This is a genomic window from Taibaiella chishuiensis (genome assembly GCF_003014535.1).
In the GTDB taxonomy this organism is placed as follows: Bacteria; Bacteroidota; Bacteroidia; order Chitinophagales; family Chitinophagaceae; genus Taibaiella; species Taibaiella chishuiensis.
Map to the genome: position 1 here is coordinate 65,499 of NZ_PYGD01000010.1, position 26,699 is coordinate 92,197.

General features: G+C 52.0%; 26 protein-coding genes. 9 read left to right on the forward strand and 17 right to left on the reverse strand.

What is annotated here, in order from left to right; translation table 11 throughout:
* Positions 1 to 560 precede the first annotated feature (560 nt).
* Positions 561 to 1,754, reverse strand: a complete 1,194-nt coding sequence (locus B0I18_RS20160; protein ID WP_106524561.1) for a T9SS type A sorting domain-containing protein — start codon at positions 1,752 to 1,754, stop codon at positions 561 to 563.
* A 167-nt stretch (positions 1,755 to 1,921) separates the two neighbouring features.
* Here B0I18_RS20160 and B0I18_RS20165 point away from each other — a divergent pair, with 167 nt between their 5' ends.
* The 3 genes from B0I18_RS20165 to B0I18_RS20175 are packed head-to-tail and all read left to right on the forward strand — an operon-like array spanning position 1,922 to position 5,108.
* Positions 1,922 to 3,871: a tetratricopeptide repeat-containing sensor histidine kinase gene (locus B0I18_RS20165; protein WP_181358551.1), complete on the forward strand. Its 1,950-nt coding sequence runs from the start codon at positions 1,922 to 1,924 to the stop codon at positions 3,869 to 3,871.
* A gap of 20 nt (positions 3,872 to 3,891) precedes the next feature.
* Positions 3,892 to 4,530, forward strand: a complete 639-nt coding sequence (locus B0I18_RS20170; RefSeq protein WP_106524563.1) for a response regulator — start codon at positions 3,892 to 3,894, stop codon at positions 4,528 to 4,530.
* A gap of 8 nt (positions 4,531 to 4,538) precedes the next feature.
* On the forward strand, positions 4,539 to 5,108 hold the full coding sequence (locus B0I18_RS20175; RefSeq protein WP_106524564.1) for an NADPH-dependent FMN reductase: 570 nt from the start codon (positions 4,539 to 4,541) through the stop codon (positions 5,106 to 5,108).
* A 40-nt stretch (positions 5,109 to 5,148) separates the two neighbouring features.
* Here B0I18_RS20175 and B0I18_RS20180 read toward each other — a convergent pair whose 3' ends face one another.
* From B0I18_RS20180 to B0I18_RS20215, 8 genes are all read right to left on the reverse strand, one after another.
* Complete coding sequence (locus tag B0I18_RS20180) at positions 5,149 to 5,595, reverse strand: carboxymuconolactone decarboxylase family protein (protein WP_106524565.1); 447 nt, start codon at positions 5,593 to 5,595, stop codon at positions 5,149 to 5,151.
* A gap of 115 nt (positions 5,596 to 5,710) precedes the next feature.
* Positions 5,711 to 6,280 carry a Crp/Fnr family transcriptional regulator gene (locus tag B0I18_RS20185; protein ID WP_106524566.1) on the reverse strand — a complete coding sequence of 190 codons (570 nt, stop codon included), beginning with the start codon at positions 6,278 to 6,280 and terminating at the stop codon, positions 5,711 to 5,713.
* A gap of 103 nt (positions 6,281 to 6,383) precedes the next feature.
* Complete coding sequence (locus tag B0I18_RS20190) at positions 6,384 to 7,385, reverse strand: aldo/keto reductase (RefSeq protein ID WP_106524567.1); 1,002 nt, start codon at positions 7,383 to 7,385, stop codon at positions 6,384 to 6,386.
* 80 nt (positions 7,386 to 7,465) lie between these two features.
* Complete coding sequence (locus B0I18_RS20195) at positions 7,466 to 8,371, reverse strand: helix-turn-helix domain-containing protein (protein WP_106524568.1); 906 nt, start codon at positions 8,369 to 8,371, stop codon at positions 7,466 to 7,468.
* Positions 8,372 to 8,515: 144 nt separating this feature from the next.
* Positions 8,516 to 9,223, reverse strand: a complete 708-nt coding sequence (locus B0I18_RS20200; RefSeq protein WP_106524569.1) for a type 1 glutamine amidotransferase — start codon at positions 9,221 to 9,223, stop codon at positions 8,516 to 8,518.
* Positions 9,223 to 9,972 (reverse strand): YggS family pyridoxal phosphate-dependent enzyme, encoded by a 750-nt coding sequence (locus B0I18_RS20205; protein ID WP_106524570.1) that lies wholly within the window; start codon positions 9,970 to 9,972, stop codon positions 9,223 to 9,225. The genes B0I18_RS20200 and B0I18_RS20205 overlap by 1 nt, the downstream gene beginning before the upstream one ends.
* 51 nt (positions 9,973 to 10,023) lie before the next feature.
* Positions 10,024 to 10,905 carry a dihydrodipicolinate synthase family protein gene (locus tag B0I18_RS20210; protein WP_106524571.1) on the reverse strand — a complete coding sequence of 294 codons (882 nt, stop codon included), beginning with the start codon at positions 10,903 to 10,905 and terminating at the stop codon, positions 10,024 to 10,026.
* A gap of 135 nt (positions 10,906 to 11,040) precedes the next feature.
* On the reverse strand, positions 11,041 to 11,511 hold the full coding sequence (locus B0I18_RS20215) for a cupin domain-containing protein (RefSeq protein WP_106524572.1): 471 nt from the start codon (positions 11,509 to 11,511) through the stop codon (positions 11,041 to 11,043).
* A 275-nt stretch (positions 11,512 to 11,786) separates the two neighbouring features.
* On the opposite strand from B0I18_RS20215, the gene pdxR reads away from it, so the two are divergent.
* Positions 11,787 to 13,250 (forward strand): MocR-like pyridoxine biosynthesis transcription factor PdxR, encoded by a 1,464-nt coding sequence (gene pdxR, locus B0I18_RS20220; protein WP_106524573.1) that lies wholly within the window; start codon positions 11,787 to 11,789, stop codon positions 13,248 to 13,250.
* A gap of 137 nt (positions 13,251 to 13,387) precedes the next feature.
* Positions 13,388 to 14,053 (forward strand): VOC family protein, encoded by a 666-nt coding sequence (locus tag B0I18_RS20225; RefSeq protein ID WP_106524574.1) that lies wholly within the window; start codon positions 13,388 to 13,390, stop codon positions 14,051 to 14,053.
* Positions 14,054 to 14,117: 64 nt separating this feature from the next.
* Here the strand turns inward: B0I18_RS20225 and B0I18_RS20230 are convergent, their stop codons facing one another.
* A complete protein-coding gene (locus B0I18_RS20230; protein ID WP_219906015.1) occupies positions 14,118 to 14,846 on the reverse strand; it encodes a tRNA threonylcarbamoyladenosine dehydratase in 729 nt (242 codons plus the stop codon).
* Positions 14,843 to 15,502 (reverse strand): TatD family hydrolase, encoded by a 660-nt coding sequence (locus B0I18_RS20235; protein ID WP_106524576.1) that lies wholly within the window; start codon positions 15,500 to 15,502, stop codon positions 14,843 to 14,845. The genes B0I18_RS20230 and B0I18_RS20235 overlap by 4 nt, the downstream gene beginning before the upstream one ends.
* 182 nt (positions 15,503 to 15,684) lie before the next feature.
* Between B0I18_RS20235 and B0I18_RS25250 the strand changes: the two genes are divergently transcribed.
* Positions 15,685 to 17,571 carry a hypothetical protein gene (locus tag B0I18_RS25250; protein WP_219906016.1) on the forward strand — a complete coding sequence of 629 codons (1,887 nt, stop codon included), beginning with the start codon at positions 15,685 to 15,687 and terminating at the stop codon, positions 17,569 to 17,571.
* Between the two features lie 70 nt (positions 17,572 to 17,641).
* Here B0I18_RS25250 and B0I18_RS20245 read toward each other — a convergent pair whose 3' ends face one another.
* From B0I18_RS20245 to B0I18_RS20255, 3 genes are all read right to left on the reverse strand, one after another.
* Positions 17,642 to 18,517, reverse strand: a complete 876-nt coding sequence (locus tag B0I18_RS20245) for a carboxylesterase family protein (protein ID WP_106524577.1) — start codon at positions 18,515 to 18,517, stop codon at positions 17,642 to 17,644.
* Positions 18,518 to 18,607: 90 nt separating this feature from the next.
* Positions 18,608 to 19,504, reverse strand: a complete 897-nt coding sequence (locus tag B0I18_RS20250; RefSeq protein WP_106524578.1) for a DUF72 domain-containing protein — start codon at positions 19,502 to 19,504, stop codon at positions 18,608 to 18,610.
* 68 nt (positions 19,505 to 19,572) lie between these two features.
* Entirely contained in the window at positions 19,573 to 20,709 is a 1,137-nt protein-coding gene (locus B0I18_RS20255) for a hypothetical protein (protein WP_106524579.1), read from the reverse strand.
* A gap of 176 nt (positions 20,710 to 20,885) precedes the next feature.
* On the opposite strand from B0I18_RS20255, the gene ytxJ reads away from it, so the two are divergent.
* Positions 20,886 to 21,221, forward strand: a complete 336-nt coding sequence (ytxJ, locus tag B0I18_RS20260; protein ID WP_106524696.1) for a bacillithiol system redox-active protein YtxJ — start codon at positions 20,886 to 20,888, stop codon at positions 21,219 to 21,221.
* Between the two features lie 13 nt (positions 21,222 to 21,234).
* On the opposite strand, the gene B0I18_RS20265 is transcribed toward ytxJ, so the two are convergent.
* Positions 21,235 to 23,655 (reverse strand): outer membrane beta-barrel family protein, encoded by a 2,421-nt coding sequence (locus B0I18_RS20265; RefSeq protein WP_106524580.1) that lies wholly within the window; start codon positions 23,653 to 23,655, stop codon positions 21,235 to 21,237.
* 241 nt (positions 23,656 to 23,896) lie between these two features.
* On the opposite strand from B0I18_RS20265, the gene B0I18_RS20275 reads away from it, so the two are divergent.
* Positions 23,897 to 24,889: a sensor histidine kinase gene (locus B0I18_RS20275; RefSeq protein WP_106524582.1), complete on the forward strand. Its 993-nt coding sequence runs from the start codon at positions 23,897 to 23,899 to the stop codon at positions 24,887 to 24,889.
* 2 nt (positions 24,890 to 24,891) lie between these two features.
* Entirely contained in the window at positions 24,892 to 25,617 is a 726-nt protein-coding gene (locus tag B0I18_RS20280; RefSeq protein WP_106524697.1) for a LytR/AlgR family response regulator transcription factor, read from the forward strand.
* A gap of 19 nt (positions 25,618 to 25,636) precedes the next feature.
* Here the strand turns inward: B0I18_RS20280 and B0I18_RS20285 are convergent, their stop codons facing one another.
* Entirely contained in the window at positions 25,637 to 26,110 is a 474-nt protein-coding gene (locus B0I18_RS20285; RefSeq protein WP_106524583.1) for a DUF1572 family protein, read from the reverse strand.
* Positions 26,111 to 26,170: 60 nt separating this feature from the next.
* On the reverse strand, positions 26,171 to 26,506 hold the full coding sequence (locus tag B0I18_RS20290; protein ID WP_219906017.1) for a hypothetical protein: 336 nt from the start codon (positions 26,504 to 26,506) through the stop codon (positions 26,171 to 26,173).
* Between the last annotated feature and the right edge of the window lie 193 nt (positions 26,507 to 26,699).

Genomic DNA, 26,699 nt, shown 5'->3' on the forward strand with positions numbered 1-26,699 from the left:
TGGCCGTATCAGCGTGTCAAGCATCATCCCCCAAAAGTTCGCCTGTCATCCTGAGCATCGCGAAGGAACTCATTCCCTAGCTGGCTTTATCAGCGTATAAAGCATCAACCCCAAAAGGAATGCTGTCATCCTGAGCACCGCGAAGGAGCTCACCAGTTAGCTGGCCGTATCAGCGTATCAAGCATCAAGCACCAAAAGTTCGATTGTCATCCTGAGCGCAGCGAAGGATCTCACCGGTTAGCTGGCCGTATCAGCGTGTCAAGCATCAAGTACCCAAAGGAAGCCTGTCATCCTGAGCACCGCGAAGGATCTCACCGGTTAGCTGGCCGTATCAGCGTGTCAAGCATCAAGTACCCAAAGGAAGCCTGTCATCCTGAGCACCGCGAAGGATCTCACCGGTTAGCTGGCCGTATCAGCGTGTAAAGCATCAACTCCCAAAAGGAAGCCTGTCATCCTGAGCGCAGCGAAGGATCTCATCCCCTAGCTGGCTTTATCAGCGTATTAAAAAAGCCGGCAGATCAGGATCTGCCGGCGTGGGTTACAGGGGAGGTTCTTGAATATTACTGCCTGATGAGCAGTTTGGCGGTATGGTGTTTTTCTTTGCTGGTCAGTGTCAGGAAATACATGCCGGTGGGCAGACCGGAGAGATCCAGGTTGATCTGGCTTACCTTTTCAACCCGGAGCACCGTCTTGCCATAAACATCGTGCAGTTGCAATGCAGCGCCCATGCAGGCCGGCGTCAGCCGGATATGATCGATGGCCGGGTTGGGCGAGAAGAAGGGCTCCGTACCGGCCAGGATATCTTCAATACCGGTTCCGTTCTGAATCTGGATATAATTAGTCTTCGTTTTTGAATCGCTGCCGTCGGCATTGGATACATCCAGTTTAACCGTATAATTTCCGGGCGCGGTAAATTTTACGACCGGGTTGGCCGAAGTGGCGGTACTGCTGCCCTGGTAAGCCACCGTATTGGGCGTAAAGGTCCAGGTGCGGGTGGTGGGTGTATTGGTGCTGTTATCGGTAAAGCTCACTACGGTGCTTGTAGTACCCGTAGTGACATCGGCCGTAAAGTCGGCTACCGGTGGCGCCGGTTGCTTTACCAGTGTCATACTATCCAGGAACAGGTCGCTGAACACACCGGTGTTAGGCAGGGTACTTACATCAGAGGAGTAGAATATAGTCGTGATGGTATCCGGCGTAATGCCTGGTTTCAGGTCGGGCAGGGTGATGCTGAATGCCGTATAATTGGGCTGTGGCATAAATTGGTAAGTGGCATAACTTACGGTATCCCTTTTGCCGGTAGCCGTATTGTACCGCGTGGCCAGCACCTTAGCCAGGCCCTTGTCTGAAGCAGCCCCGGTAACATACTTATAATAACCTTTCAATTCGGAAGGTTTGATATTGATCGGGGTACCGCCGCCGGATGCATATTCGACATTGCTGCCACCACCGCCGCCGCCATAGGTAAATTCGGCGTCGCCGTTAACCAGGATACCCAGGGTCGAATATTGTACAAAGCCGAAGGGTACGGTACTTACTTTTGCCGCATAGGCGCCCTGGTAGTGATCGGTTGTTTTACGCAACGAAACCACGGGGTACATCACCACCTTATTGCTCGAACTCCAGTTATTGAGCGAGTCGTGCCCATCGGCATCAACAGACCAGTTTTCAAAATTGGCATTAGGCAACTGGGATTGGGCCATCGCCCCGGCGCCCAGTAACAGGCAGGTAAGCAGGGTACATGTTTTTTTCATAGTATTGATTTTTTCAGAAACTCAAAAATACCCCGACCCTTTTTTATCCGTTGGATACAAACGTATCATAAAAATAATTTCCATATATCGCCGTCGCTATTCTTGTTACTTTTACCAATACCCGCGAGGCGGTTTTCTTTTTTTGCATGTTATTACCTGTTACCCTTTTGAATAGACCTGTATGCCAGGTGCTGCGCGCTGTGGCCTTATTGGGTCTCCTGCTGTTATGTGCAGCGCAGCAGCCCTATGCACAGCCTGTTGGCGAGCGTAAACCGCTCCAATACACAACCATGGGCGATACCACCGCTTTGCTCCGGGTTATAGAACAGGCCAATAGCCTGTCCGCCAGCAACCGGGACAGCGCCATAGGCCTGTTGCGGCAAGCGCTGACCCGCAGCGAAGCCAGCGCATATGTTACCGGTATACGGCGCGGGCTCAATGTCCTGTTACCGCTGCTCCAGGATGCCGATAAAAATCAATTGCTCGACCGGCTCGAAAGTTCCTGCACGCAATTGCAGGCGCTGCAACCCGCACTGGCTGTGATTTATAACGCAAGGGCCAAAATAAGCCAGCTTAAGGAACAGTATGAACTTGCCGGTAATTACTATATGCAGGCCATACCCCTGGCCCGGCAATACATGCCCGATTACCTGGCTACCATTTACAACAACTATGCCGCGCTCCTGCTTAATATGCCGCAGGATAGCCTGGACCACAACAAAAAAAGCCTTTATTACCTGGATAAGGCCGACGAGGTAGCCCGGAAATACAACGACCAAAAGATCATTACCTGTGTCTTGTGCAACAAAGCCAAGATTTACAGGAACCAGGGACGGTATGCCGAAAGTATGCGGCTTGCCCAGGCAGGACTGCAACTGGCCCGGCAACATCATTTTGCCCAATGGGAATACGTATTGCTCAACAATATCGGTGACCTGTACCACCTTACCGGCCAATACGAAAAAGCTATTCCTTATCTCGAAGAAGCCATCGCCAACCCCAACCAGCCTGTAGATCCCTATTACCGCAACATGGCTATTTTTACCCTGGGTGAAGTGCATTTAAAACTGGGTCATTATAAAAAGGCGGAACAGTATTTCCTGGAGTCGCTGGCCGCAGCCCGCAGGTATGGCATCGGGCGCGACCTGATGGAAGGCAGCAGGAAGCTGGCCGAATTATACGCAGCTGGTAAGGACTACGCACAGGCTTACGGCTACCAGCTGGCTTATAGCAATATAAGCGACAGTTTACGCAACCGCGAAGTAATGGATAATGTACAACGCCTCGAAATAAAATACCGCAGCGCTGAAAAAGACAAGGAGCTGCTGCTTAGTAAACTCCATATCGAACAACAGGCCAAGTCCCTGCATAACAAGAACACCATTATCCTGCTCTCCATAGCCCTGGTATTGGTATTGGTGCTGGTTACCCTTGCCCTGTATTCGCGGTTCCGGCAAAAGCAGAAAATACTGCTGAGGGAAGAACAGATCCGTGAAATGCAGGCCCTCATGCAAGGCGAGGAGCAGGAACGCATTCGCCTGGCCCAGGACCTGCACGACGGTATCGGCGGCATGCTCGCCGCCGTCAATATGAATATGAATGTTGCCGAAAAGAAAGATTTTGAAGACAAGGCAGGGTTGCGGGTAATCATGCAGATGATCGAGCAGACCGCAGACGAAGTACGCAAAACCTCGCACAACCTCATGCCTTCAGCCTTGTTACGCAACAACCTGAAAGAAGCGCTACAATATTATTGCGACAACATTAACCGGAGCGGCGCGCTTTTTATCGACCTCGATATACATTGCGATCCCGATAAGATAAGAACGCCTTACAAAACCGTCGTATTCCGTATTGTACAGGAGCTGATTCAGAATATCCTGAAACATGCCTCCGCTACCTATGCCGTGGTATCGCTCGAGCAAACGCGCGATACGCTGAACCTGATCGTGGAAGACAACGGCCTGGGCTTCGACCTGCGGGAAAAGGCCATGGGATTTGGCCTCGAGAACCTGAGCTACCGTGTTAAAGGCCTGGGCGGCAGCGTCGATATACGGTCCGAAGCCGAAGCCGGCACCAGTATCACCGTTAACCTGGATATGACGACACTCAACTGATATTTCATTACTTTTAGTGCATGGAAATAAAGGTGGCGATAGTCGATGATCACCCGATGATCATTAATGGGTTGAAGAATATGCTGGAGGGATACAGCCATATCGTGGTTACCGCAGCCTACAACGATGGCGCTGAGCTGATGGCAGGCCTCGAACAACAACAACCGGACGTATTGCTGCTGGATATACAACTGCCCGGGCAACCCGGCGACGAACTTACGCCCCTGATCCTGAAAAAATACCCGGCCCTGCGGATCATGGCACTTACCAATTTCAGCAGCGCCCTTTATATGACTACCATGCTGCGACAGGGCGCCAAAGGTTACCTGCTCAAAACCACCCGCCAGGATACCCTGATCGACGCGATAGAAACCGTTTATCGCGGCGAAACCTTTGTGGAGCCCTCTTTACGCGATAAGGTAGCGCAGGATTCGCGTAAAAACAGTAAGATCATCTATGCCCAGCTGAGCCTGACCATAAGGGAAAAAGAAATACTCCGCTTGTTGGTGGCCGGTAAATCCAACCAGGAGATCGCCGATACCTTGTTTATCGGTTATCACACGGTGCGCAACTACAGAGCGCGTATCTTTGACAAACTGGAGGTCAGCTCCATCAGCGAACTGGTTGGTAAAGCGCTTACCCTTGGCCTTAACGAATAAACGGAAACATGAATAAGAAAAGAATACTCGCCATCTGCGGCAGCACCCGCAAAGCCTCTTCCAACCTCAACCTGATCCACGCCGCCATGGATCTTTCCACGGGAGTATTCGACTGGCAGCTCTTCAACGGCATCGATCAGTTGCCCCATTTCAATCCCGACCTGCTGGCTGCAGTCCCGCAGGTAGTTACAGACTTTTACGAACAGCTACAACATGCAGATGGGGTACTGATCTGTACGCCTGAATATGCTATCGGCGTACCAGGTTCGCTTAAGAATGCCATCGACTGGACGGTATCGGCAATGAGTTTTTCGCAAAAGCCCGTAGCCCTCATCACCGCCTCCACCTCGGGCGCCGTGGCGCACCGTTCGTTGCTGGGCACGCTGTTGATTATCGAAAGCCGTATTACCGAAGATACGGCGCTGTTGGTGCCTGCGGTTAAAACAAAGGTGAGCGCCGATCATCATATTACCGACAGCGATCTGCAACATCAGGTGGTACACCTGCTGCGGAGTCTTTCCGACATGATCGAAGGCGCGTCTGATCTGAAATACCTGCCGCGCCCCGATCTGATGTAGGGTTTATGTTCCTGTGGTTAAAGCCGGCAGGAGCGGTCACCTATTGCGCCAAAGCAGGCTGTAAATGGGTGCTGACACCAATCCTGTTCCAGGCATTGATGATGATAGCCGCCATGATCACTTCAGCCATATACGTTTTGCCCAGCACCGCTTCCGCGCGGGCATAGGTAGCTTCCGATACACCGCCATGGCTGATGAGGGTTACTTCTTCGGTAAGGGCCAGTATAGCGCGTTCTTCTTCACTGAAGAAGGGCGTATCCCGCCAGGCCACCAGGGCAAAAATGCGTTGCTCGGTCTCGCCCAGTTTACGGGCATCGCGGCTGTGTTTATCGATACAATAAGCGCAGCCATTGATCTGTGAGGCCCTGATCTTGATCAGCTCCTTATGCGCCGGTGTGATCGACGTACTTTCCATATAACTATCGAAGGCAATCATCGCTTTATAAGCGGCGGGCAGGCTCTGGGCCATATTCATTCTTTTGTCCATTGGGCTTGTTTTGATTTGACAGGACAAAGCTCCGCTTTCCGCCGTCCAATTTTCTTAAACTTGTTTAAGAAAATACCGGCAGGCAATTATAGGGTTATAGACAGCCGTTGTCCGTTTATCTTTTAGCCCTGATCTTACTCAGGAACTCGGGCGTAAACCCCAGGTAGGAGGCCAGCATATATTGCGGGATGCGCTGTACAAAACCAGGAAAAGACTGCTGGAAATGATGGTAACGTTCTTCGCCGGTAAAGGTAAAGATATACTGGATGCGCGTCAAGGCTGCCATATACGCACGTTGTAATACCAGGCGGAAATAGCGTTCCATGGCGGGTAACGCTTCGAACAGGGCGGCCTGGGCACTGTAGGGAATATAGACCAGGGTACTTTGTTCTACCGCCTGCATACAAAAGGCGGAGGGTTTCTGTTGTTCGAGGCTGATATAATCGCTCATCCACCAGTTTTCGATGGCAAACTGTATGGTCTGCTCCGTACCGTTATCCTTCCTGTAATACTGCCGCAGGCATCCTTCTGCCACGAAGTAACTGGCATTACAAACCTGGCCTTCTTTGAGGAGGTGTTCTTTTTTACCGATCACCGCCGTTTGCAGGTAACCCTGCAATACAGCTTCCTCACTGGCATCGAGCCGTATATAGTTGCGGATATGTCGGAGTAAGGGTTCGTACATGGTAAGGACGTAAAAGTAAGGCAAAATTCTTTTCGCGGGCCAACAACAGCAAAGCCGCTGCACAGGGGCAGCGGCTTTTGCAATAAGGAGCTTCAGGTATGTTTTAGTTGTTGACCAGTTTCATCGAACCTTCGCTGTAACGGGCGCCGGTATGGGGATAACGGGCTATCAGCTCATTGATGGCGCCCAGGTCGGAGGCAGAAAGGTCCAGGTCAGCTGCGCCGGCATTATCCTCCAGGTACTTTCTTTTTTTAGTACCGGGTATGGGTATAATGTCTTCGCCTTGTGCCAGCACCCAGGCCAGCGCCAGCTGGGCAGGCGTGCAGCCTTTAGCTTTAGCGAGGTCTGCAAAGCCTTCTACCAGTTTGTTATTGTTATCCGCAAATTCTTCCTGGTAGCGGGGCAGGCTGCGCCTGAAGTCGCTGGCATCAAGTGTCCCGGTATTCAGGGTATTGGTTACCAGTCCGCGGGCCAGGGGCGAGTAGGGCACCAGGGTAATACCCAGTTCCCGGGTAGTGTCCAGTATTTCCCCTTCCACGTCACGGGTCATCAGGGAATACTCGCTTTGCAAAGCCGTGATGGGATGTACGGCATGTGCCTTACGGATCGAAGCGGGCGAGGCTTCGCTCAGGCCCAGGTAGCGCACTTTACCCTGTTGTACCAGTTCGGCCATAGCGCCTACGGTTTCTTCGATAGGAATATTGGGGTCTACGCGGTGGGCGTAATAAAGATCGATCGTCTCTATCTTCAGGCGCTTCAGGCTTTGTTCCACAGCGGTACGCATCCATTCGGGCGACCCGTCGAAATAAGTGCCCGCTGCACCGCTATGCCCGGCAACACCGTCTTTGAACCGGAAGCCGAATTTGGTGGCAATAAATACTTTATCCCGGTTGGGTACTAATACTTTTGAAACAAGTTCTTCGTTAAGCCCGTTGGCATACATATCGGCCGTATCCCAGAAGTTGATGCCCAGGTCCAGGGCCTTATGCAGGGTAGCAATGCTTTCGGTATCGTCGGTAGGACCGTAGGCAAAGCTCATGCCCATGCAGCCAAGGCCTATGGCTGATAGCTGTTCGCCGGTCGTGCCAAGATTTCTGTATTTCATATTCATTAGATTTTAGGATACAAAATTAAAGGGTAAATGCGGCTGCCTGTTTACAGGAATCAAACAGATCGTTATAAAAATCAAACAGGAATACTGCGCACCTCCATGGGAGTATTGCCGGTATTTTTACGGAAGAAATTGGTGAAATAGGCGGGATATTCGAAGCCGAGGCTATAGGCGATCTCGGATACATTCCAATCGGTATGCTGCAACAGGGCTTGTGCTTCCTGGCTTATCCTTTTGGCAATATGTTCGGTGGTGGTCCGGCCGGTAACTTCTTTTACCGAGCGGTTCAGGTGATTGACGTGTACCGAAAGGCTGCGGGCAAAGTCGGTAGCCGTTTTCAGCTTTAACGCCGCCTCGGGAGTGTCGATCGGGAACTGGCGTTCGAGCAGCTCCAGGAAGAGGTTGGTGATGCGTGCAGCAGCCTGGGGCTGGCGTTTGAAGGTAGCCGCCGGATCCATACGCATCGCCTCGTGGATGACCAGGTGCAGGTAGTTGCGCAGCACATTATACTTATGGGTGTAGCCCGAATTGATCTCCCGGATCATCTTACAGAAAATAGCAGACAACTCGGCCTGTTGTATTTCATCGATAAAGAACACGGGGTTACTCCCGATCCGGAACAAAGGCGAATCCTGCAGGGCGCCCTGGCGCTCGCCGGTCAGGAAGGCTTCGGTAAAGAGACAGAACCAGCCGCTTTGTACCTCCGACTCCGCCTCCCAGGAATAAGGCACCACAGGGTTGGAAAAGAGCAGGGCAGGCCGGTCTATATCGATCCATTTGTCGGCATAATGCAACTTGCCGGTACCGATAATGAGCGACACTTTATAATAGTCGCGGCGGCTGTAAGGCGTTATGATGGCACAGGCTTCGCGGGCAAAAACATTGAAGTGGCCCGCACCCGCATTATTAAACGGCAGATGCGCCGGGTTGGCATGCGGCACACGGTCGTAGAACTCCTGGAGGCTCTCGGTTTGGCTCATTACGTAAAATTATAAAAATCAAACGTACCAATTCCTAACCGGCAAACCATTAACAATGCATAAAGTTAAAACCCTTAAACACCCGCAAACAACGCGATGACAGAAAAATACCGCCCTGTTAATTAAGCCGGAAGTACCCCGGAATTACAAGGGACCATAGAAAAAATGCTGCAGCAGTCCGGCCATCAGCTGGTGGTTATCTCCCGTACGGAACACTTCTGCTGTTATGGCCTGTTCATCCTGTACATAAGTATCCACTTTCAATTCAGCGCCTCCATGGGCCAGCATAAGCGCCAGGTCTGCAGCAAACGGCTCTGCATGAAATTGCAGCCCCATGACCTGGTCCCGGTACATAAAGCCCTGGTTGCGGTTGGCCGCTGAAAAAGCGAGCTCGTATGCGTCTTGCGGAATAGCGAACTGGTCGCCATGCCAATGAAATACATGGGGCCCCTGCCGCAGCAGCTCGTAGATACCGGGCGCCGGTTCCTCCGCCGTCGTAGCGGCGAAAACGGGATACCAGCCGATCTCTTGATGCGGCGCCCGCGATACGGTTGCGCCCAGGCAAAGCGCTGCAAGCTGTGACCCCAGGCAGATGCCCAGTACTTTTTTACCCGCCTGTATCATCGTTTTGATAAATGCCTTTTCTTCCTGCAGCCAGGGATAAACGGCATCGTCGTAAACACTCATAGGGCCGCCCATAACCACGAGGGCGTCCAGGGTAGCCGGATCGGGCAATTGGTAACCCGGTTCGAAAAAGTGCGTGGCGCTTAATACATGCCCCTGCTCCTGCATCCAGGTAGCAATATAACCGGGGCCTTCGAAAGCCACATGCTGGAAAAAGTGTACACGCATCAGGTTGTTTTTTTGTTTTCGTTTTCGTTCCAATAATATTGATCGGGATAAAACCGCGCCCCAAAGATAGCGGTACCTACTCTTACGATCGTCGCCCCTTCGGCAATAGCGGTTTCCAGGTCGCCCGACATGCCCATAGACAATTCCAGGGGCGGAGCCGTTGCCGGTAATTCCCTGTGTAGCTCGTCCCGCAGGGATTTCAGCTGGCGGAAGCAAGGCCGTACGCGTTCCGGGTCGGTATCGAACAGGCCAATGGTCATCAGGCCTTTTATCCTTAAAGTATCGTATTGCGCCACCTGTTTAAAAAAATCAGGGACAGCTTCCGGATCGAGCCCGAATTTACTGCATTCGCGCGAAGTATTGACCTGTAGCAGGATATCCATATGCCGCTCCGTGGCGCGCAGCCTCTTGTCCAGCTCTTCCACAAGGCTCATCCGGTCTACCGATTGGATGCAGGATACATAACGGATCACCTCTTTGATTTTATTGGTTTGCAGGTGGCCTATAAAATGCCGTTCCACCGGCAGATCGGCCAGTGCGGCGGCTTTTTCTTTGTATTCCTGCACTTTGTTCTCCGCGATCAGGTTGGCGCCGGCCTGTATGGCAATGCGTATCTTATCCGGGGAAACCGTTTTGGTAGCCAGTAAAAGCCTTACCCCGCGCGGATCGCGGCCGGCGGTCCTGCAGGCCTGTGCAATCCGTTGTTGTACGGCGGCCAATGCGTGTACAATACCTCTTGTCGTATCCATATAAACCAGGTTAAAGGTACGCCCTGCAATCCTGCAGGACGTACCGGTTAATCAGGAGCAGGCCTTAAGCAGCTCCTGTAAGGTATTTTTTTCATCGGCCGATAAAGGCAGCAGCGGTTTCCGCAAGCCTCCGGAGGGTATGCCCCGGAGTTCCAGGCCCGCCTGTACCACGCGGGGCAGGCCTTTGGCGACCATAAACCGCAGCAGGCCGGCCTGTTGTGTAAAGCTGGCCTGGGCTCTGGCCAGGTCGTTTTGCCGTATTGCCTGGTATAAGGCATTGTTCTGTTCCGGTACCAGGTTGGGCGCTGCGGTGCACCAGCCCCTGGCGCCTGCTGCAAAAGCGGCCAGGGCCATAGGGTTGGAGCCATTGTAAAGCGCGGCGTCATCGCCCAGCATCTGTTGTAACAGGTGCATGCGGTGTATATCGCCCGAGCTCTCCTTGATCATGGTTACGTTATCGATGCCCAGCAACCTTCTCAGCAAGGCAGGCGACATATCCAGGCCACTCGTAGCCGGGTTGTTATACGCCATAATCGGGATATTGATCGCCTGGGCCACGCTTTCATAATGACGGAATATTTCTTCGTCGCTCAGTTTCCAATAACTCATCGGCAGGATCATTACCGCTGCAGCGCCGGCTTTTTCGGCAAAGCGGGCATGATAAATAGTATCTGCCGTGGTGAGGTGCGATACCCCAACCAGGACCGGCAACCGGCCATCGACCTGTTGCAATGTGGCTTCGGTAAGGGCTTCTTCCTCTTCGCGGCGCAGGTAGGGCAGTACGCCCGTGCTGCCCAGCGGTGCGATACCGTTGGCGCCGGATATGACCAGCCGTTCCAGCAGGCTGCGGAACAGGGGCAGGTCTACCCGGTCCTGGTCGTCGAAGGGGGTAATGGGGTAGGCGATAACGCCTTCAAAAGGTATACGGTTCATGTAATTTTGATTTAAAATAAAGGAACTACCCCGATGCCGGCCGGTTGAGCATATCACCCGGGACCAGTTGTCGATAGGGGCCTGTAACCCTCGCCAGGCCATCATCCGGGTAGTTCCTGCAATAAGTAACAGGCATCAGAGGTCGCGGCCTTCTTCTTCGCGCAGGGCTACACCCAGGTTCTGTAATTGCGGCGCATTTTCACAGGCAATATACCGGGCGGGCTCTTCCTGGCTCAGGTTCTGGTGGCGGTGCCAGGCCCAGGACGGGATATAAACCGCATCGCCGGCTTCCCACATTACTTTTTCGTCTTCTACTTCGGTATAACCGCGGCCTTCGAGCACATACAAAACAGTTTCATACGTATGGCGGTGCCTGTTGGTCAGCTGGCCGGGCAGCAGGCCGCCTATGGTCATGCTTACGTTTTGGGTAGGCAGGTCAACAAAGAATACGGGATGCTTGCGCTCGCCGGAAAACTGGCTGTGCTCGCCGGCCTGTTCTACTTGTTTATGAACCAGCTTGGCGGGTTTTACATATACCGGCCTGGCATAGGTGCGATGGAAATCACCGGAGGTAAAGGCTTTGGTGTTTTCGGTTGTTACAGACATATATCAGATTTTTTACGGTTAAAAGAAATTTCAAAACGTTTTGATGCGGTAAAATTGAAAAGAATCTGGATGATGCAGATCATCCAGTTTTTAATACTTTACAGGGTCCAGATAAAAACACCGGCTTTAAGGCGCGAGGATCGCTCGTGCAGCCTGGAATACAGGCTGTATACGCATTTTGCCAATAAGCCTATAAAAATTGCTTAGCCGGTCCCTAGCCCGGAGCGGGCTATATTTGTCGCTCATTTATACGCTTTACCCAAAATACAGACCCGATGTTACGTCCCTGGAAAACCATATTATCGATCAACCTGGATTGCGAAAAAGCCGTGTACCAGCAGATCGCGGATGGTATTGTCGACGAGATCCGTAAAGGGAGGTTACGGCCCGGTATGCCCTTACCCGGCACCCGGGTGCTTGCCGATGACATCGGGGTAAACCGGAAGACGATCGTTACGGCCTATACCGAACTCATCGATGAAGGCTGGCTCAGCACGGCTTACAAAAAAGGGACCTTCGTGGCCGAAACCCTGCCCGAAGCGGACCGTTCGCGGAAGAAACGGCCGGCGCAAACGCCCCCTGCAGGCTTTGACTTCATACAACATCAATCGATAGCGATAACACCGGGCACAAAGAAGACGGCGATCGTATTCGACGATGGCTGGCCGGATGTACACCTGGCGCCGCTCGACGACCTGGCCCGGGCCTATAAAAGGATATTCCAGCAGAAAACCCGATGGCGTATGATGGGATATAGCGATGCCCGGGGCGAAGAGCGTTTACGGCATGCCTTAAGCGCTATGCTGCACCACGATCGCGGGCTGAATGCCGGTGCAGACCAGGTCTGTATCACCCGGGGCAGCCAGATGGCGCTTTATCTTACCGCCCGTACCCTGGTACAACCGGGCGATGTGGTTGCGATCGAGACACCCGGCTACCCGCCCGCCTTCCAGGCCTTTCAAACGGCCGGCGCCGAAATGTATCCCGTCAGCACCGATGAACAGGGCATCTGCGCCACGGTATTGGAAGCGCTGTGCCGGCAACGCCGCATTAAAGCGGTTTATGTAACGCCCCATCACCAGTTCCCGACCACGGTCAGTATGAAGGCAGACCGCAGGCTGCAGCTGATCGCCCTCTCCAACCAATACGGCTTTGCTATTGTTGAAGATGATTACGACCACGATTACCATTTTGGCATACGCAGCCTGTTGCCCCTGGCCAGTATGGACAACGGCGGCAATATTATTTATATCGGTTCGCTGAGCAAGTTGATCGCACCGGCCGTACGGGTGGGTTACGTGGCCGCCCCGGCGCCCTTCATCGAATCGCTGGCGGCATTGCGTTATATCATAGACCGGCAGGGCGACCCGGTAATGGAACATGCAGTGGCCGAACTGATGGAAGAAGGCGTGGTACGCAGGCATGCCCGCAAGGCCTTGACCATATACCGGCAACGGCGTTTACACATGGACGCGCAGCTACAACAGCATTTAGGAAAGCAGGTGCACTACCAGATGCCCGAAGGCGGCCTGGCCTATTGGGTAAACTTCAGGAAGCCGGTAGATACAGTATTGCTGGCGCAACGCCTGGAAGCCCAGGGCGTGCAGGTAAGCCCGCCCGGTCGCTGTGCCTTCGACGGCAGCCCATTGCATGCATTACGCCTCGGATACGCTTCGCTTACCGAAGCCCGGCTTGCCGAAGGTATCGGCAAAATAGCCCGGGTGTTACAGCGGCTTTAAATGGCGCCGGCCCTGTTGTATTAAAAGCCGCGTAACTGTTACGTACCCGTAAGTATGGTGCTTTCAAAAGAACCAATAGTCTTTTTAGCCCTGTGCCTTTAAACGGCTACCGGGCATAATTTATAAATACAGAACCGATGCAGATTAAAACCATAACCTTACAAAGTGCCGATATAGCCGCCACTGTTGTCTTTTACCAGGACGTGCTGGGTATACCCGTACAGGAATACGAAAACGACAGGCTGAGCCTGCAGATAGGCAGTACGCTGGTACAGTTCAACGCAGCGGCAACCGGCCGGCCGGTATACCACCTCGCTTTTGATATACCGCATAACCAACTCGAAGCCGCTTACGAATGGCTGCGGCAAAAGACGGAAGTATTACCGGTAGCGCCCGGAACAGTGTTTTCCGAATTTGAGCGCTGGAATGCCCGTTCCATCTATTGCTACGATAATAATGGAAATATACTGGAGCTGATCTGCCGCCTGGACCTGGACAATGCTGCCGACGCATCTTTCGACGCCGGGGCTTTATTGCATGTAAGCGAAGTAGGGATTGTTTGCAGCGATGTACCGCAATATGTGCAGGTCCTGCAACAGCAATATGACTTGCCGGTGTATGCCAAACAACCGCCGGCCGATAATTTTACCGTATTGGGCGATGAAGAAGGCCTGTTTGTATTGGTAAGTGAAGGACGGCATTGGTTCCCTACAACTATTGCCGCTGCGGCTTTTCCATTGGAAATTACTTTTGACCAGGGCGATGGCGCTATAGCGACCCTACGACCCGGCATACCTGCCTGACCGGCACAAATTAAACCCGGATCAGCCGATCCGGGTTTAATTTGTTTAATAGTTATTGCCTGTCTTAATCCTGTTCCATCAGGTCGCGGATCACCACCGAAGCGGCGGTAGCGCCAAAGGTGGCCGGCAGGTAAGAGATGGTACCATAGGCCGATTTCTTAAAATTGGAGCCGTCGGTATACATCAACGATTCTTTAATCGGCTCTTCAGGCGAAAAAACCACTTTAATCCCATTACGGATATCGTACTTTTTCAGTTGTTTGCGGATATGCTGGGCAAAAGGACAGTTGTAGGTTTTGGAAATATCGGTAACCTGCAACCTTGTGGGGTCGAGCTTTGCACCAGCGCCCATCGAGCTTACCAAACGCAGGTTGCGGGCATAGGCGGCACGGATCAGCGTCAGTTTGGGCGACACGCTATCTATTGCATCCACCACGTAATCATAATCGGGCGCCATCATCTCCGCCACGGCCTCTGGGCGTATAAATGCTTTGATCACTTTCAGCTGCAACTCTGGGTTGATGGCCAGCAGGCGCTCGGCCATCAGGTCGGCCTTGCTCTGCCCGTGCGTAGTGGCCAGGGCCGGCAACTGGCGGTTACGGTTGCTGGGGTCTACCACATCACCGTCTACGATCGTCATGGCGCCCACGCCGCTGCGGCATATAAACTCGGCGGCAAACGATCCTACGCCGCCCATACCTACTACCAATACATGGCTGTTGACCAGCTTCTGCAACTTGTCTTTACCAATCAGCAACTCTGTACGGGAGAGCCAGGATGTATCCTTCATCATGTCTGTACTACTTTTTGAAAATTTTTTTGAAGCTGCAAAATAATCACATCTTCTCCGGTTTTCCGAATAATGCTTGCTCTACGGTATATTTCCCGGATATCCAGGTCTTGCCGGTCGTCGGTTTCCAGTAGAAAACGGTCGGCCGGTACGGTGGCCAGAACCCCGGCGGCCACAGCATCTTCGCGGAGCAGGGCAGCGCCAAAGGAGAGGTAATGCCCCCGGCTCAATACCTCCGCTGCCAGGGAAGGCCGGTTGTTGAACCCATGAAAAACGACGGGCACCCTGGCATCCTGCAATAGGGACAATACCTCCGGAAATGCCTTTACACAATGGATCACAAGGGGTTTCCGGTATCGATTGGCCAGGGCGATCTGCCGGGCAAAGGTCTTACGTTGCAGGTCCCAGTCTGTGGTACACAGGCGGTCCAGCCCGCATTCGCCCAGCGCCAGCACATCCGGGTCGCCGAGGTGGGCTGCCAGTTGCTCCAGTTGGACAGGCGCATCGCTGATATACCAGGGATGTATGCCCAGGCTGTAACGTTGCTTCGCATCTCTCTGATCAAAATGCGCATACCTGCTTACCAGCGTCAATACCTCCGGATCTGCTGCTTCGTGATGGCTATGGATATTGATATAAGGGGGCAGGATATCGTGCATATGGGAACCTGGCGGATGTGTTTTTATATAAAATCAAAATAACCTGAAAACAGGCTGTATATACGACCTGGACTGGCCTAGCGCCAGGTTATCTTTGTAAAAATACAGGAAAAGAAGCGCTTCGGGCCTGTTTACTATTTATCTTAAAAAAACACACCATGTATTATCCAAAAATTTCAGACATGACCTCCGCATCTTCTGTGCCGGTCGGTGAAGAACTTATCGTTGGCGGCTACAGCACCGAAGGAGGGCCGGGAGGCGGCACTTTTATCTATATACCTGGCGCCTCGCCGGTACCGGAAGATGAGGGTATTCATTTTGTAAAAACCGGAGGTTATTTTAAACGCCTGTATACCGGCGTGATCAATGCCAGTTGGTTTGGTGCCCAGGGCGACGGTGAGGACGACAGCGCCCACCTTCAGAAGGCGATCGATTACTGCATTGCCCATAATGTAAACCTGCACCTGGACGGCAACTTTACCATCAAGGACTCCTTAGTGATTAAGCGGAAGGAACGCTGTTACCACGACTATATGACCATTTCCGGTGGCGGATTATATAGCGATAAAGAAATCCCGCTTTTCACGGTTCATACTACAGAACATGTACCGGTCTCCCAACTGATCCGGTTCCGCGAAGTGGTTTTCAGTGGCATTCCCGATGTGACTACCTATGTACTCGATCGCAACAAATATATACGGGTAAGCTTCGATGGTTGCAGTTTTGTCGGCATCCGGTTGTTGACCAGTCTCTACTACCTGCAATCGATTTACCTGATTAACTGTGAGGCGCGTAATTGGAAAGGCGTGTTCCTGAGTACGGTAAACGGTTGCTATGATATTAAAATAACGCATAGTTTGTTTGAAGCCGGCGAATCCTTTGCCGACCTCTCTGCGATTGGCAATGCCGATGATCCGGATGAAGTGCACCTGGTTTCCAATGTGAGTATTTCCAACTGTGTTATCGAAGGCCTGAAAGGTTTCGGTATTAAATACAAAAACACATCTTCTTTATCAGCCTCTTTCAACTATTTCGAGCAAAACCTGGGCGGCGATATCCTGGGCGATGGCAATACCGTACTGGCCCAACCTAATCGCGGCGTAAGTTTTATCGGGAACTTTCATCATTTCGTTGGCAATAACAACCACTACCCGGTTACCTGGGGTGCAACCCTCGGTGGCGTTTCCCTGTCGAACAATACCAATACCAACCTGAATGCGTTTACGACAAGCGTCTCGGACGTGTTTCATGCCAATGCTGCTACCTTTGACCAGGATAACAGCGCTACCCGTTTCGGTACGGATAAAATACATTTCGGCAATGTTTTACCTTCCGTAAACGGCGGCGTGGTCGACTACCGGGATAAAATACCTGTAGGTTCTGTGATCTATAACACGGATATCAATACACAAAATGCCCATGCAGGCTGGATCTGTACAGCTCCGGGCACCTACAGTACGGCACAGTGGAAACCGTTTGGTACAACACGCCCCCTGATCGAAAACAAAGGCGTATCGCTGGATGGCAGCGAAAACCTGAACCAGGTACACGAAAGCGGTTATTACTTCCCGGTACTACCGGGCGCATGGTTGAATACCGGCAGTAATTTCCCGGTACAGAAAAGAGGAACGCTGCGTGTATATTATGTTGAAAGTGCGGTAACGGAAGATCTCGTCCAGACTTACACAGTGATCCCAACTGATGCTACCGAGCGTACCAGGACCTTCAGCCGGACTTATTTTGGTAACGGTGCACATTGGACGGCCTGGAAGGAGTTGGCGATAAATCAATCCGGTACCACAACCGGAAGGCCTACAGGCAATGTTGCCGGCGATGCCTATTTCGATACCACACTGGGCATGCCGGTGTGGTGGAATGGAAGTACCTGGGTTGCGGCCGCTCCCGATGCCGGCGCCAGTGTCAAAGGGTTGGTTCGTAAGGCTGCTGCCGTGGCTAATAGCGCGGCGCAGGCCGCGGGCACTACACCTACCAAAGCCGAATTTGACGCTTTGCTGCAGGAGTTGCGCAACCTGAAGACCGCCCTTAATGCGGCAGGCCATATATCCTGACCGTGTCGTATAATATAAAACGCCGGGTATGCAATGCATGCCCGGCGTTCCTGTTTTAAATTCTGGTGTGTTACCGATGTTGTTGCCAAAGCCATTCGGGTATCGCCTCGGTGGTATACAAAGGGGCATAGATCTTATGACCCAGGCCTTCGATCTCCCAGAACAGCGTAGGGGCCGAATGTTGCGCCTGCCTGTTGCGGTACCAGGCTTTGTCGGCCGGTATCGGGTTTTCGGTATCCTTATTACCATGTACCAGCCATACCGGCGTTTGTTGCAGTGGCGCTACACTTTCCTGCGCCGGTATGCCCGATATACAAACCCCTGCGGCAAACAAGCCGGGGCGGGCCATCATGGCGTTATTGGCGGTAGAGGCGCCCATAGAGAAGCCCAAGGCATAAATGCGGCGGTTATCGACCGGCAGTACTTTGACCAGCGAATCGGTAAGCTGTAATGCGCCCTGCAGGCAGGAAGCAGCTACCGAAGTCATCAGGTCGCCGGAAAGGGTAGTATAATTGGAAGACCGCAGGGGGAATTGCACCGCAAGCACATAGGCCGGGTAGCGGCTCCGGATGGCAGGCTGCGCCCAGTATTTTACCAGTACATCGAGCTGCGCCGTGTTATCGGTACCGATACGGCCCGAGTTATGAAAAATGACGATCAGCGGGTATTTGCCGGGTTTGCCTCCCGGTGGCGGCAACAGGCGGTAATTGATATTTGTTTCCAGGTTGCCCCGGAAGGTACCGGCGTCAAACAGGTCGTTGCTGAGCGCCAGGATCGTTTTCTTTTTTGCTTCGGCGGCTACGCTGTCTACGGCGGTGGTCACCAGGCGGTAGTTACGATCGCGGGCATGCAGGCGCGGCATAGCGCATAACAGGAGCGGGAAGAGGAGGTAAAGCTTATGCCGGGCCCTTATACAGACCGCCCGGCGGGCATTTCGCAGGATCATGGGGTATGGTTTCAGTTGGATCGGAATCAACGATAGGGGGTATAAAGCACCAACAGGCGGCAAGGGTATCGCCTCCTGTTGGTCTATGTTTTATTCGTCGAACATCGACTTCTGTGTGGCCTGTTTGGCAGGCAAGGCCAGCGATAGTTTGAAGGCTTTGTTGAGTTCTGCTATAAAGTGGGAAGCCAGCAGCGGCGATTCTTTTTCTACATTCTGGTGTACAAAGAAGTAGAGTTTCTGCAGGCCTTCTTTCCGCCATTTTTTAATACGCGTCACCCAATCGTTGAGCCGGTCGATATCGGTCGGATGGTTGGCGCCTACATAACGCACAAAGGCAACAGGACTGGTAAGCCGCATGTGCAGCATATCGCGGCGGCCGGCCGTATCTACGATGATATTGGCCATCTGCAGGGATTCGAGCAGGCCCGTAAAGGCTTTGCTTACTTCTTTCTGGGCAAACCACTCTTCGTTGCGTACTTCTATACCCAGGGGTATACCCTTGGGGAAATCCTGCAGCACTCCCTTCAATCGTTCGAAATCTTTCGGTTTAAAATTGTCGTGTAGTTGCAGGAACGCCATACCGAGTTTCTCCTCGAAGGCGCTTACGGCATTACAGAACTGCTCTACCGGCTCTTTTACATCGATCAGCCTTTTGTAATGGCTGATAATATCGGTCAGTTTAGGAAAAAACTTAAAGCCTTCCGGTGTTTTATTTTTCCAGGTTTCCACCTGCTGCCAATCGGGCATTTTATAAAAGGTGGCATTAAGCTCGATCGAGTTGAACTGCTGCGCATAATAAGTCAGCTCGTCCTTGGTACCTCTAGGATAAAAGCCTTTGAGGTCGCTCCGGTTCCATTTGGCGCAACCTACATATACTTCAAATGGATCTTCCGTTTTATGGGCAGCCAGCACCTTGGCGGTTTCCGGCGCATCTTTGGGCAGGGTAAAGTCGATCTGGCCCGGATCGGCTACTTTTCCGAATTGCATAGGCAGGGTGTTTTTAAAGTGCCACAAATTAAGGAAATAATGTTATACCGGCAGCGTGCCATTTTGCCTTAGCGGGCATCGGTGTAGGGATCCGCATACAAGCGGCTGGGCTTCAGGTAAACGATGTTATCCCGGAAATCGATAAAGGTATTAAAACGCTTCAGCACCTCGCCACCCAGGATATGGGTCCGGAAGCCGGCCGGGTTGGCCGTAGCCAGCACCTGTGCCGGTACATCCGGCAAGGTAAAGGGCCCGAAGTTCAGTTTCTCATTATTAACGGTCAGTACCGGTATCTCTTTACCCTGGCCGGTTTTCATGATCGTTTTTTTGATCAGGGGCAGGTCGCGGGGGTAGCCCTGCGCCTGCAGGATAAGCGTATCCAGCATAATCGTACGCTGGTAACCGTTATCGAACAGGAAGCGGCTGCCATACTTTTGGTCTTTCAATTGCAGTTCGCCCTGTATACAGAAAAGCGTATGGATATATTCTATCGGGAAGGAGGCGTACCCTTTGGGCTTGCGGGGTAAACGGCTATGCAGTACCATGCGGCTATTGTCGTAGTCGATCTCCAGTATTTTGCCATCGAACAGGTCCCAGCCGAACCGGCCGTCGGTGCCCTGCCCGGACAGCTTTACCGGGTAAACACCTTGTTTATCCCAATGCAGGTTGCCGATCTGCAGGCTGTGCACCGGCTCCATCGTGTTTTTCCCGAGTTTTGTTTTGGTCTTGATGGCCTCTTCGGTTAGTAACACGCCGGTAGTGCCGGAGTCGAACTTCAGGTCCAGGGTATCGGTACCATCCAATATGGCCTGTATTTTAATGTTGTTGAATTCGGTCAGTACAAAGGGTATAGTATCATGCTGCTCGGGGCGTAGTTTGCTGTAATCCGGTGTCGACGGGCTTTGTAGCCGGGTATAACAGCTGTCTTTGCCCTGGTAAAGCACTACGAAGTCGTGCTTTTGGCCGGGTTTCAGCACAATACCCAGCGTGTCGGTATCGGTACAGAAGCGTACCAGCTTGCCTTTCGGGCTTTTGTTGATGGTAAAAACATCCGGCCGGGCTTCGGGAGTTAATCGCCAGGCATGGACTTCATCCTGGCCTTCGAGGATCATTGCATTGGGGCTATTGGCCCGGATAACGGTTTGGGATTGCGCTACAGCCTGGTTCAAACCAAATGCGAGCATCAGGGTAATCAGTTTGTTCATAGGGTTTACATAATTACGGCCGGCAAAGGCCGGCCGTAAAGATAAGTATTCCGTTGGCGCTTAAAGTAAAGCGCTGGTTATAATCCGTGATGCCGGTATACCAGCAGGGAACTACACCCGGGGGTAATCTATAGGGCTATAAATTGCGGTTAGCCGGGATGTTTTATTTTTGCAGTATGAATACCTGGATAACTATTACATCGGCCGATGATATTCGTACGATTATCGAAAAATCGGCTGGGAAACCGCAGATCATTTTTAAAGACAGTACGACCTGCGGTATCAGTGCGCATGCCAAATCGCGCCTGGAAAACGGTTTTGCACATATAGCAGGCAAAGCCGACTTTTATTACCTCGACCTGCTGGCGTTAAGACCGGTATCTAATCTTATCGCGCAGGAATTGCAGGTAACCCACCAGTCTCCCCAGATTATCGTGGTTAAGAACGGGCAGGCTACCTATACCTCTTCCCATCACGCTATCGATGCGGCTGATATAGCACGACACCTGTAAGCGTTAGCGAAGCTTAAAGCCTGATCCTGCTCTTTTCATCGGAGGAGATGTCCCTGTCGCGGGCGGCTTTAATTTTCTGGCTACCGAATTTATAACTGAAGCTGATATTCACGCGGCGTCCTTCCCATTCGTTGCGCCAGCGGATATCCAGTCCTTGGCCCAGGTAGTGTGCGCGGTAAGCATAAGTACCGATAATATTGGTCGCGTTGCACTTTACGGTTAAGCGGTCGCCGAGGAACTGCTTCTGTACCCCGAGGTTCCAGGCGTATTCGCTCTGTATTTTGGCCAGACCGTCTTTGCGGGGAATACCATAGTAGAAGTCGGTCTGGATCTTTATGCCATGTTTCACGCTAAAGGTATGATTGCTGTTGAAATAGCCTGCAAGCGCGCGGGTATCATAGCTATAACCCGGGATATGGGATACGGCCTGGGTGGCGATCAGGTTGGCATAGTTCTGGGTAGACCACCAGGAGGTAGGGTTCAATTGTATAAATACATTGAGGATCAGTTGATGAGCAGTCTCGCCATTGCTGCTGATATTGCGGGTAGCGCCGGTAGCGGCATCCTGCTGTATCACCATAATCGCGGCATCTTTGGTATAACGATAGGAGAGCGAGGTAAATAACAGTTGCTTGTAGGTATGCTTCAGTTCGAAGGCATGCGAGAAGCTGGGCTGCAGGTTAGGATTGCCTTCAAACACAGTATAGGGATCTACAAACATCACGAAGGGATTCAGGCTCTGGTAATCGGGGCGTTGTATGCGCCTGCCGTAGCTGAAATTCAGGCTGTTGTTGGTATCGAGCTTCTGGCTGAAGAACAGGGTCGGGAACAGGCTCAGGTAGCTGCGTTTGTTTACCTGGCCCAGCGTGATCGCTTCACCGGATCCCTGGGTATGTTCGGCGCGCAGCCCGAGTTGCAGCGAAGAGGATTTGCGCTCTGCGGTCCAGGTAGCATAGGCGGCAGCGATCTGCTCGCGGTAGATAAAGTGATTGGAGCGGCCTCCATCAGGCGTCCAATCGCCATTGCGCAGCGAGTCGGCCTTCAGGTTGTTATCCGAATTGACATAACTGTACCGGGCGCCGGTCTCTATACGCATCTTATTGCGCAGGTTAAGGTTGTAATCGACCTTGGCAGCGGCGAAGTTCACGGTTGCCGGCTGGGTATTGCGGAATATATAAGGCGAGCGGCTTTCCTCCTGGCTGCCGGAGCGGAACAGGTTGGTGTTGATGTCGGTGGCTTTACGATCATAACGGGCATAGTCCAGGTTTGCGCTCAGCTCGCTGCCGGCACTGTCGAGGGTGGTTTTATAGTTGAGGTTATAGGCGTTATTGCCGGAGCGCTGGTTATCATCCTTGGTGCTGTTGATGTATTGATAGGGCTGCATCGCGGCGTCTTTGAAGATCGTGCTATTGGTCGTGATCGCTTTCTCTTTCGTGCTTTCGCCGTTGATCAGCAGGCCCAGTACGCTTTTCTCAGTCAGGTAGTAATCCACACCGCCGGAGTAGGACAGCCAATGGGTACGGGGACGCCAGTAATTGTCCCGCTCCTGGTAAATAGGCTGCGTACCATTGATCTTACTGTTCAGGGTAAGCCAGTTATAACTTTCGCCATAACCCGCATAGGCATTGCCAAACAGGTTCCATTTTCCTTTTCGGTAGTTGATGTTCAACCCGCTGTTGGCTTTGGGATAGCGGCCTACGCCCGCACCCAGGTTGGCACTTCCGTTCAGTCCGTATACTTTATTTTTTTTAAGCCGGATATTGATGATACCCGCGCTGCCTGCGGCTTCGAAGCGGCCCGATGGCTGCGCAATGATTTCCACGGTAGCCACCAGGTCGGCAGGCAGGTTCTTCAGGTATTCGGTTAACTGTGTACCGCTCAGAAATGCCGGCTTACCATCGATATAAATTTGTACCGTAGCCCCTTTCAGCTGCAGGTTTTCATCCTTATCCACGCCCACGGCCGGGGCCTGGCGCAGTAACTGGAATACCGAGTTGCCGGCAGCGATCGGGTTGTTCTCTACATTCATAATCAGCTTATCGGGCCGTTGTTCGTAGAGATTTTTAGTAGCGGTAATGGTTACCTGTTTCAGGTCGTTGCTGGCCGAGGGCTGCAATACCAGGTCGGGCAGGGTATAGGTGCTGTCCTGTTCCAGGATCATACCGGCCGATTCGCCGGGGGTATAACCGAGGTAAGATACTTTTACATGATAAGTGCCTTTCCTGGCAATTTCGAAACGGTATTGACCCAGGCTGTCGCTTTGGGTAAAGGATTGGCTGGCGCCGTCGGCATTCAGCAGTTGCACGGTGGCTATATCCAGCGGCATACCTTCGGGGTTACGGATGGTCCCCTGGAGGATGTATGGGTTGGTCTGCGCTGTAGCAGGTAAGAAAAAGAAGAGGCCGAGCAGGATAGCAATGATAGCAGATTTCATAATTAGGATACTTTTGCAGCAAAAATGCAGCGCTGTTCCGGGGCTTATGAAATTATTATACCAGTGGCTCTTTTTGTCCGATCAACCGGCTCCGGGTATCCCCGGGCCATTCGTAGATCATAATAAGCGGTTCGTAGAGCAGGGAAGCCGATTGGCAGATATTTAGCGGTACCGCAGTTTTTGCGTTCTATTTTGCAGTATAATTCTATAGCAATACAACGCGTCCATACAATTACAAACAATGAAAACAAGAAATATAGTAATTATCCATCTCGGTTACTGGCTGGTACGCCTGAGCCCGCTGCTGACCTCGGGCTTCGACTCCGGTCCCTTTGTCCTGTCTTTTAATCTGATCGCCCTGGTCGTTTTTTATGCCAACTACCTGTTTGTGATGCCACGGTTCGTAGGCCGCAAGCAATATGGCAAGGCTGCCCTGGGCTGGCTGGGCCTGTTTATGCTCTTTGTATGCCTGCGCTACGGGATCGAAGAGGTGGCCTTCCCGGCTTTCCTCGGTTATCGTAATTATGCAGCGGGAACTGCGCTGCCTTATTATATCTATGATAATATCTGGTATGGTTTTCCCATCATTATTTTCAGCGGCCTGTTATGGTTCCTGGTCAGCTTTATTAAAAGCACTAACGAAAATTCGGTGTTGAAGCTGGAAAAGAACAAAGCGGAACTGAACTTCCTGAAATCACAGGTCAACCCGCATTTCCTGTTTAATAACCTCAATAATATTTATGCACTCGTGTACCAGAAGTCGGACAATGCCTTGCCGGCCATCGGTAAACTAAGCGATATGATGCGGTATATGGTCAAAGATGCTGCACAGGAAAAGATTGCGCTGAGCCGCGAACTGGCCTACCTGCAAGACCTGATCGATCTGCAACTGCTGCGGGTATCGGGTAAAACTTATGTGCAATATGAAGTAAAAGGACAACCCGAAGGCAAGAGCCTCGCTCCCTTGCTCCTGATCCCCTTCGTAGAAAACGGCTTTAAACACGGTGATGTTACCGATGCCCAGCAACCGTTTATCATCAGCATTGATATTACCGACGGGGGATTGGAATTGCATACGCGCAATAAGATCGCCAAAGGCAATAAAGACACCACAAGCGGGGTAGGCCTCGACAACCTGCGCAACCGGTTGGCGCTTTTATACCCCGATGCACATACCCTGCACTGCGCACAGGAGCAGGATGTATATATTTGCACCCTTAAACTGAAATGGTAAGTATGATATCCTGCATGGTTATAGACGATGAACCCCTGGCGGTAGAACTGCTGAAGGATTACGTGGAGAAGATCCCTTTTTTAGAACTGGTATATGCCGGTTCTGAACCGGTTACTGCCCTGGATATCCTGAGCCGGCAGCCCGCCGACCTGATCTTTCTCGATATCCAGATGCCCGATATTACGGGCCTGCAGTTTATGAAGATCGTTGCGGGGCGTAGCCGGGTAATCTTTACTACCGCTTATTCCGAATACGCTTTAGATGGTTATGAATTTAACGCGATAGACTATTTGCTGAAACCCGTAACCTTTGAGCGCTTTTATGCAAGCGCTTTAAAGGCACGCACGCTGATTGAGCCCGCCAAAGCTCCGGAGGTGGTAGCCGTTGCACCGGCAGCGGAACTGGACTATATTTTCGTAAAAACAGATAGTAAGATCATTAAAGTATTCCTGAAAGATATCCTCTTTATCGAGGCGCTGAAGGACTATATTGCCATCCATACCCTGCAGGAAAAACTGATCGTGCTGGACAATCTCAAAGACATCCATGCCGGGCTGCCAGGCGACCGCTTTATACGGGTACATCGTTCGTTCGTGATCTCGGCCGGGCATATCGATACCATCGAGCGCAACCGCATCTTTATACGCGAACATGTTATCCCCGTAGGCGACAGCTACCGCGAGTTTTTGCAGTCTTTATTAAAAGGCCGCCAGTTCGGAGGCCGCTAACAACCTGCCCGTTATAACCTTACCGTTTACCTTGCAATAGCTTTTTGATAAGTACGATCTGACCCAGGTGATAATAACCGTGCTCCATCATACAGTCGATATTACGCAGGTAGGTCCCGTACTTTTCCGCAACAAAAGGCTGGTCCAGTTGTTCTTCCGGTAATGCCTCTACCTGGGCGGCAAAGACTTCCGCATCGGCCCAGAACTGCTCCAGGAAAGCATCCCACTCAGCTTGTGCGGCAATCAGCGGGAAGTCAAAACTGTACTGGTCCCTGATATCCAGGGTACCACCTGCCAGTACCTGGCTTACTCCTTTCAGGTAATAGTGAATATGCTGTGCCAGTACGGCAATGCTGTTGAGCCGGTCGAAGTGCGTAATCGCCGTTTTCCAATCCAGCCCGGTAAGCTGGTCTTTATAATTAGTATTGGCCACCCAGGTACCGTCTAGGATGACTTCGCGTAATCTTTTGGCCAGCTGATGAGATTTGCTCATGGATGATGATGGGCTTTAAAACTCAAAAGTAGGGAAAACAAGGCAGGATTAAATTCCCGCTTAATGCCATAAAGTACCGGCGAGCCCCAGCACACTGCCCAGCCAAAGTACGACCATGTACAGCAATATACCTGCCATATAACCCACAATTGATTTCCAGCCGCCTGCACGCCGCCAGCTACCCGTTATAAAATAAAAGAAACCGCCAAGAGCGCCTGCAACAGGCACTACGATAAGCGGACGTAACATCCAGAACCGCGGCCATTCCGGCGCAGGGTTACGTACACCGGCCAGGAAAACCGAAACAAGGATCAGCGCGATCAGTGCGCCCCAGGCCAAGTGCTTGCCGAGGGCAGTCTTGCTGAGGCGCTGTACATTATTTCCGGAAGGTATCATAGACAAATGATTTTAGTTTTTAAAAGTGCTTTGTTTTTCAAAGTTACAATAAATTTCATACCGCCAAATAAAAATATTTAGGAAAAAGAGGGTAATGTAGATCAGGCGCAATTCCCGGGAAAGGGCAGGGCGTGCCCGCTTCATTTCCACGGGCGGATCGCTGTTCCTGTTTATTGCAACGATGATTGGGCTA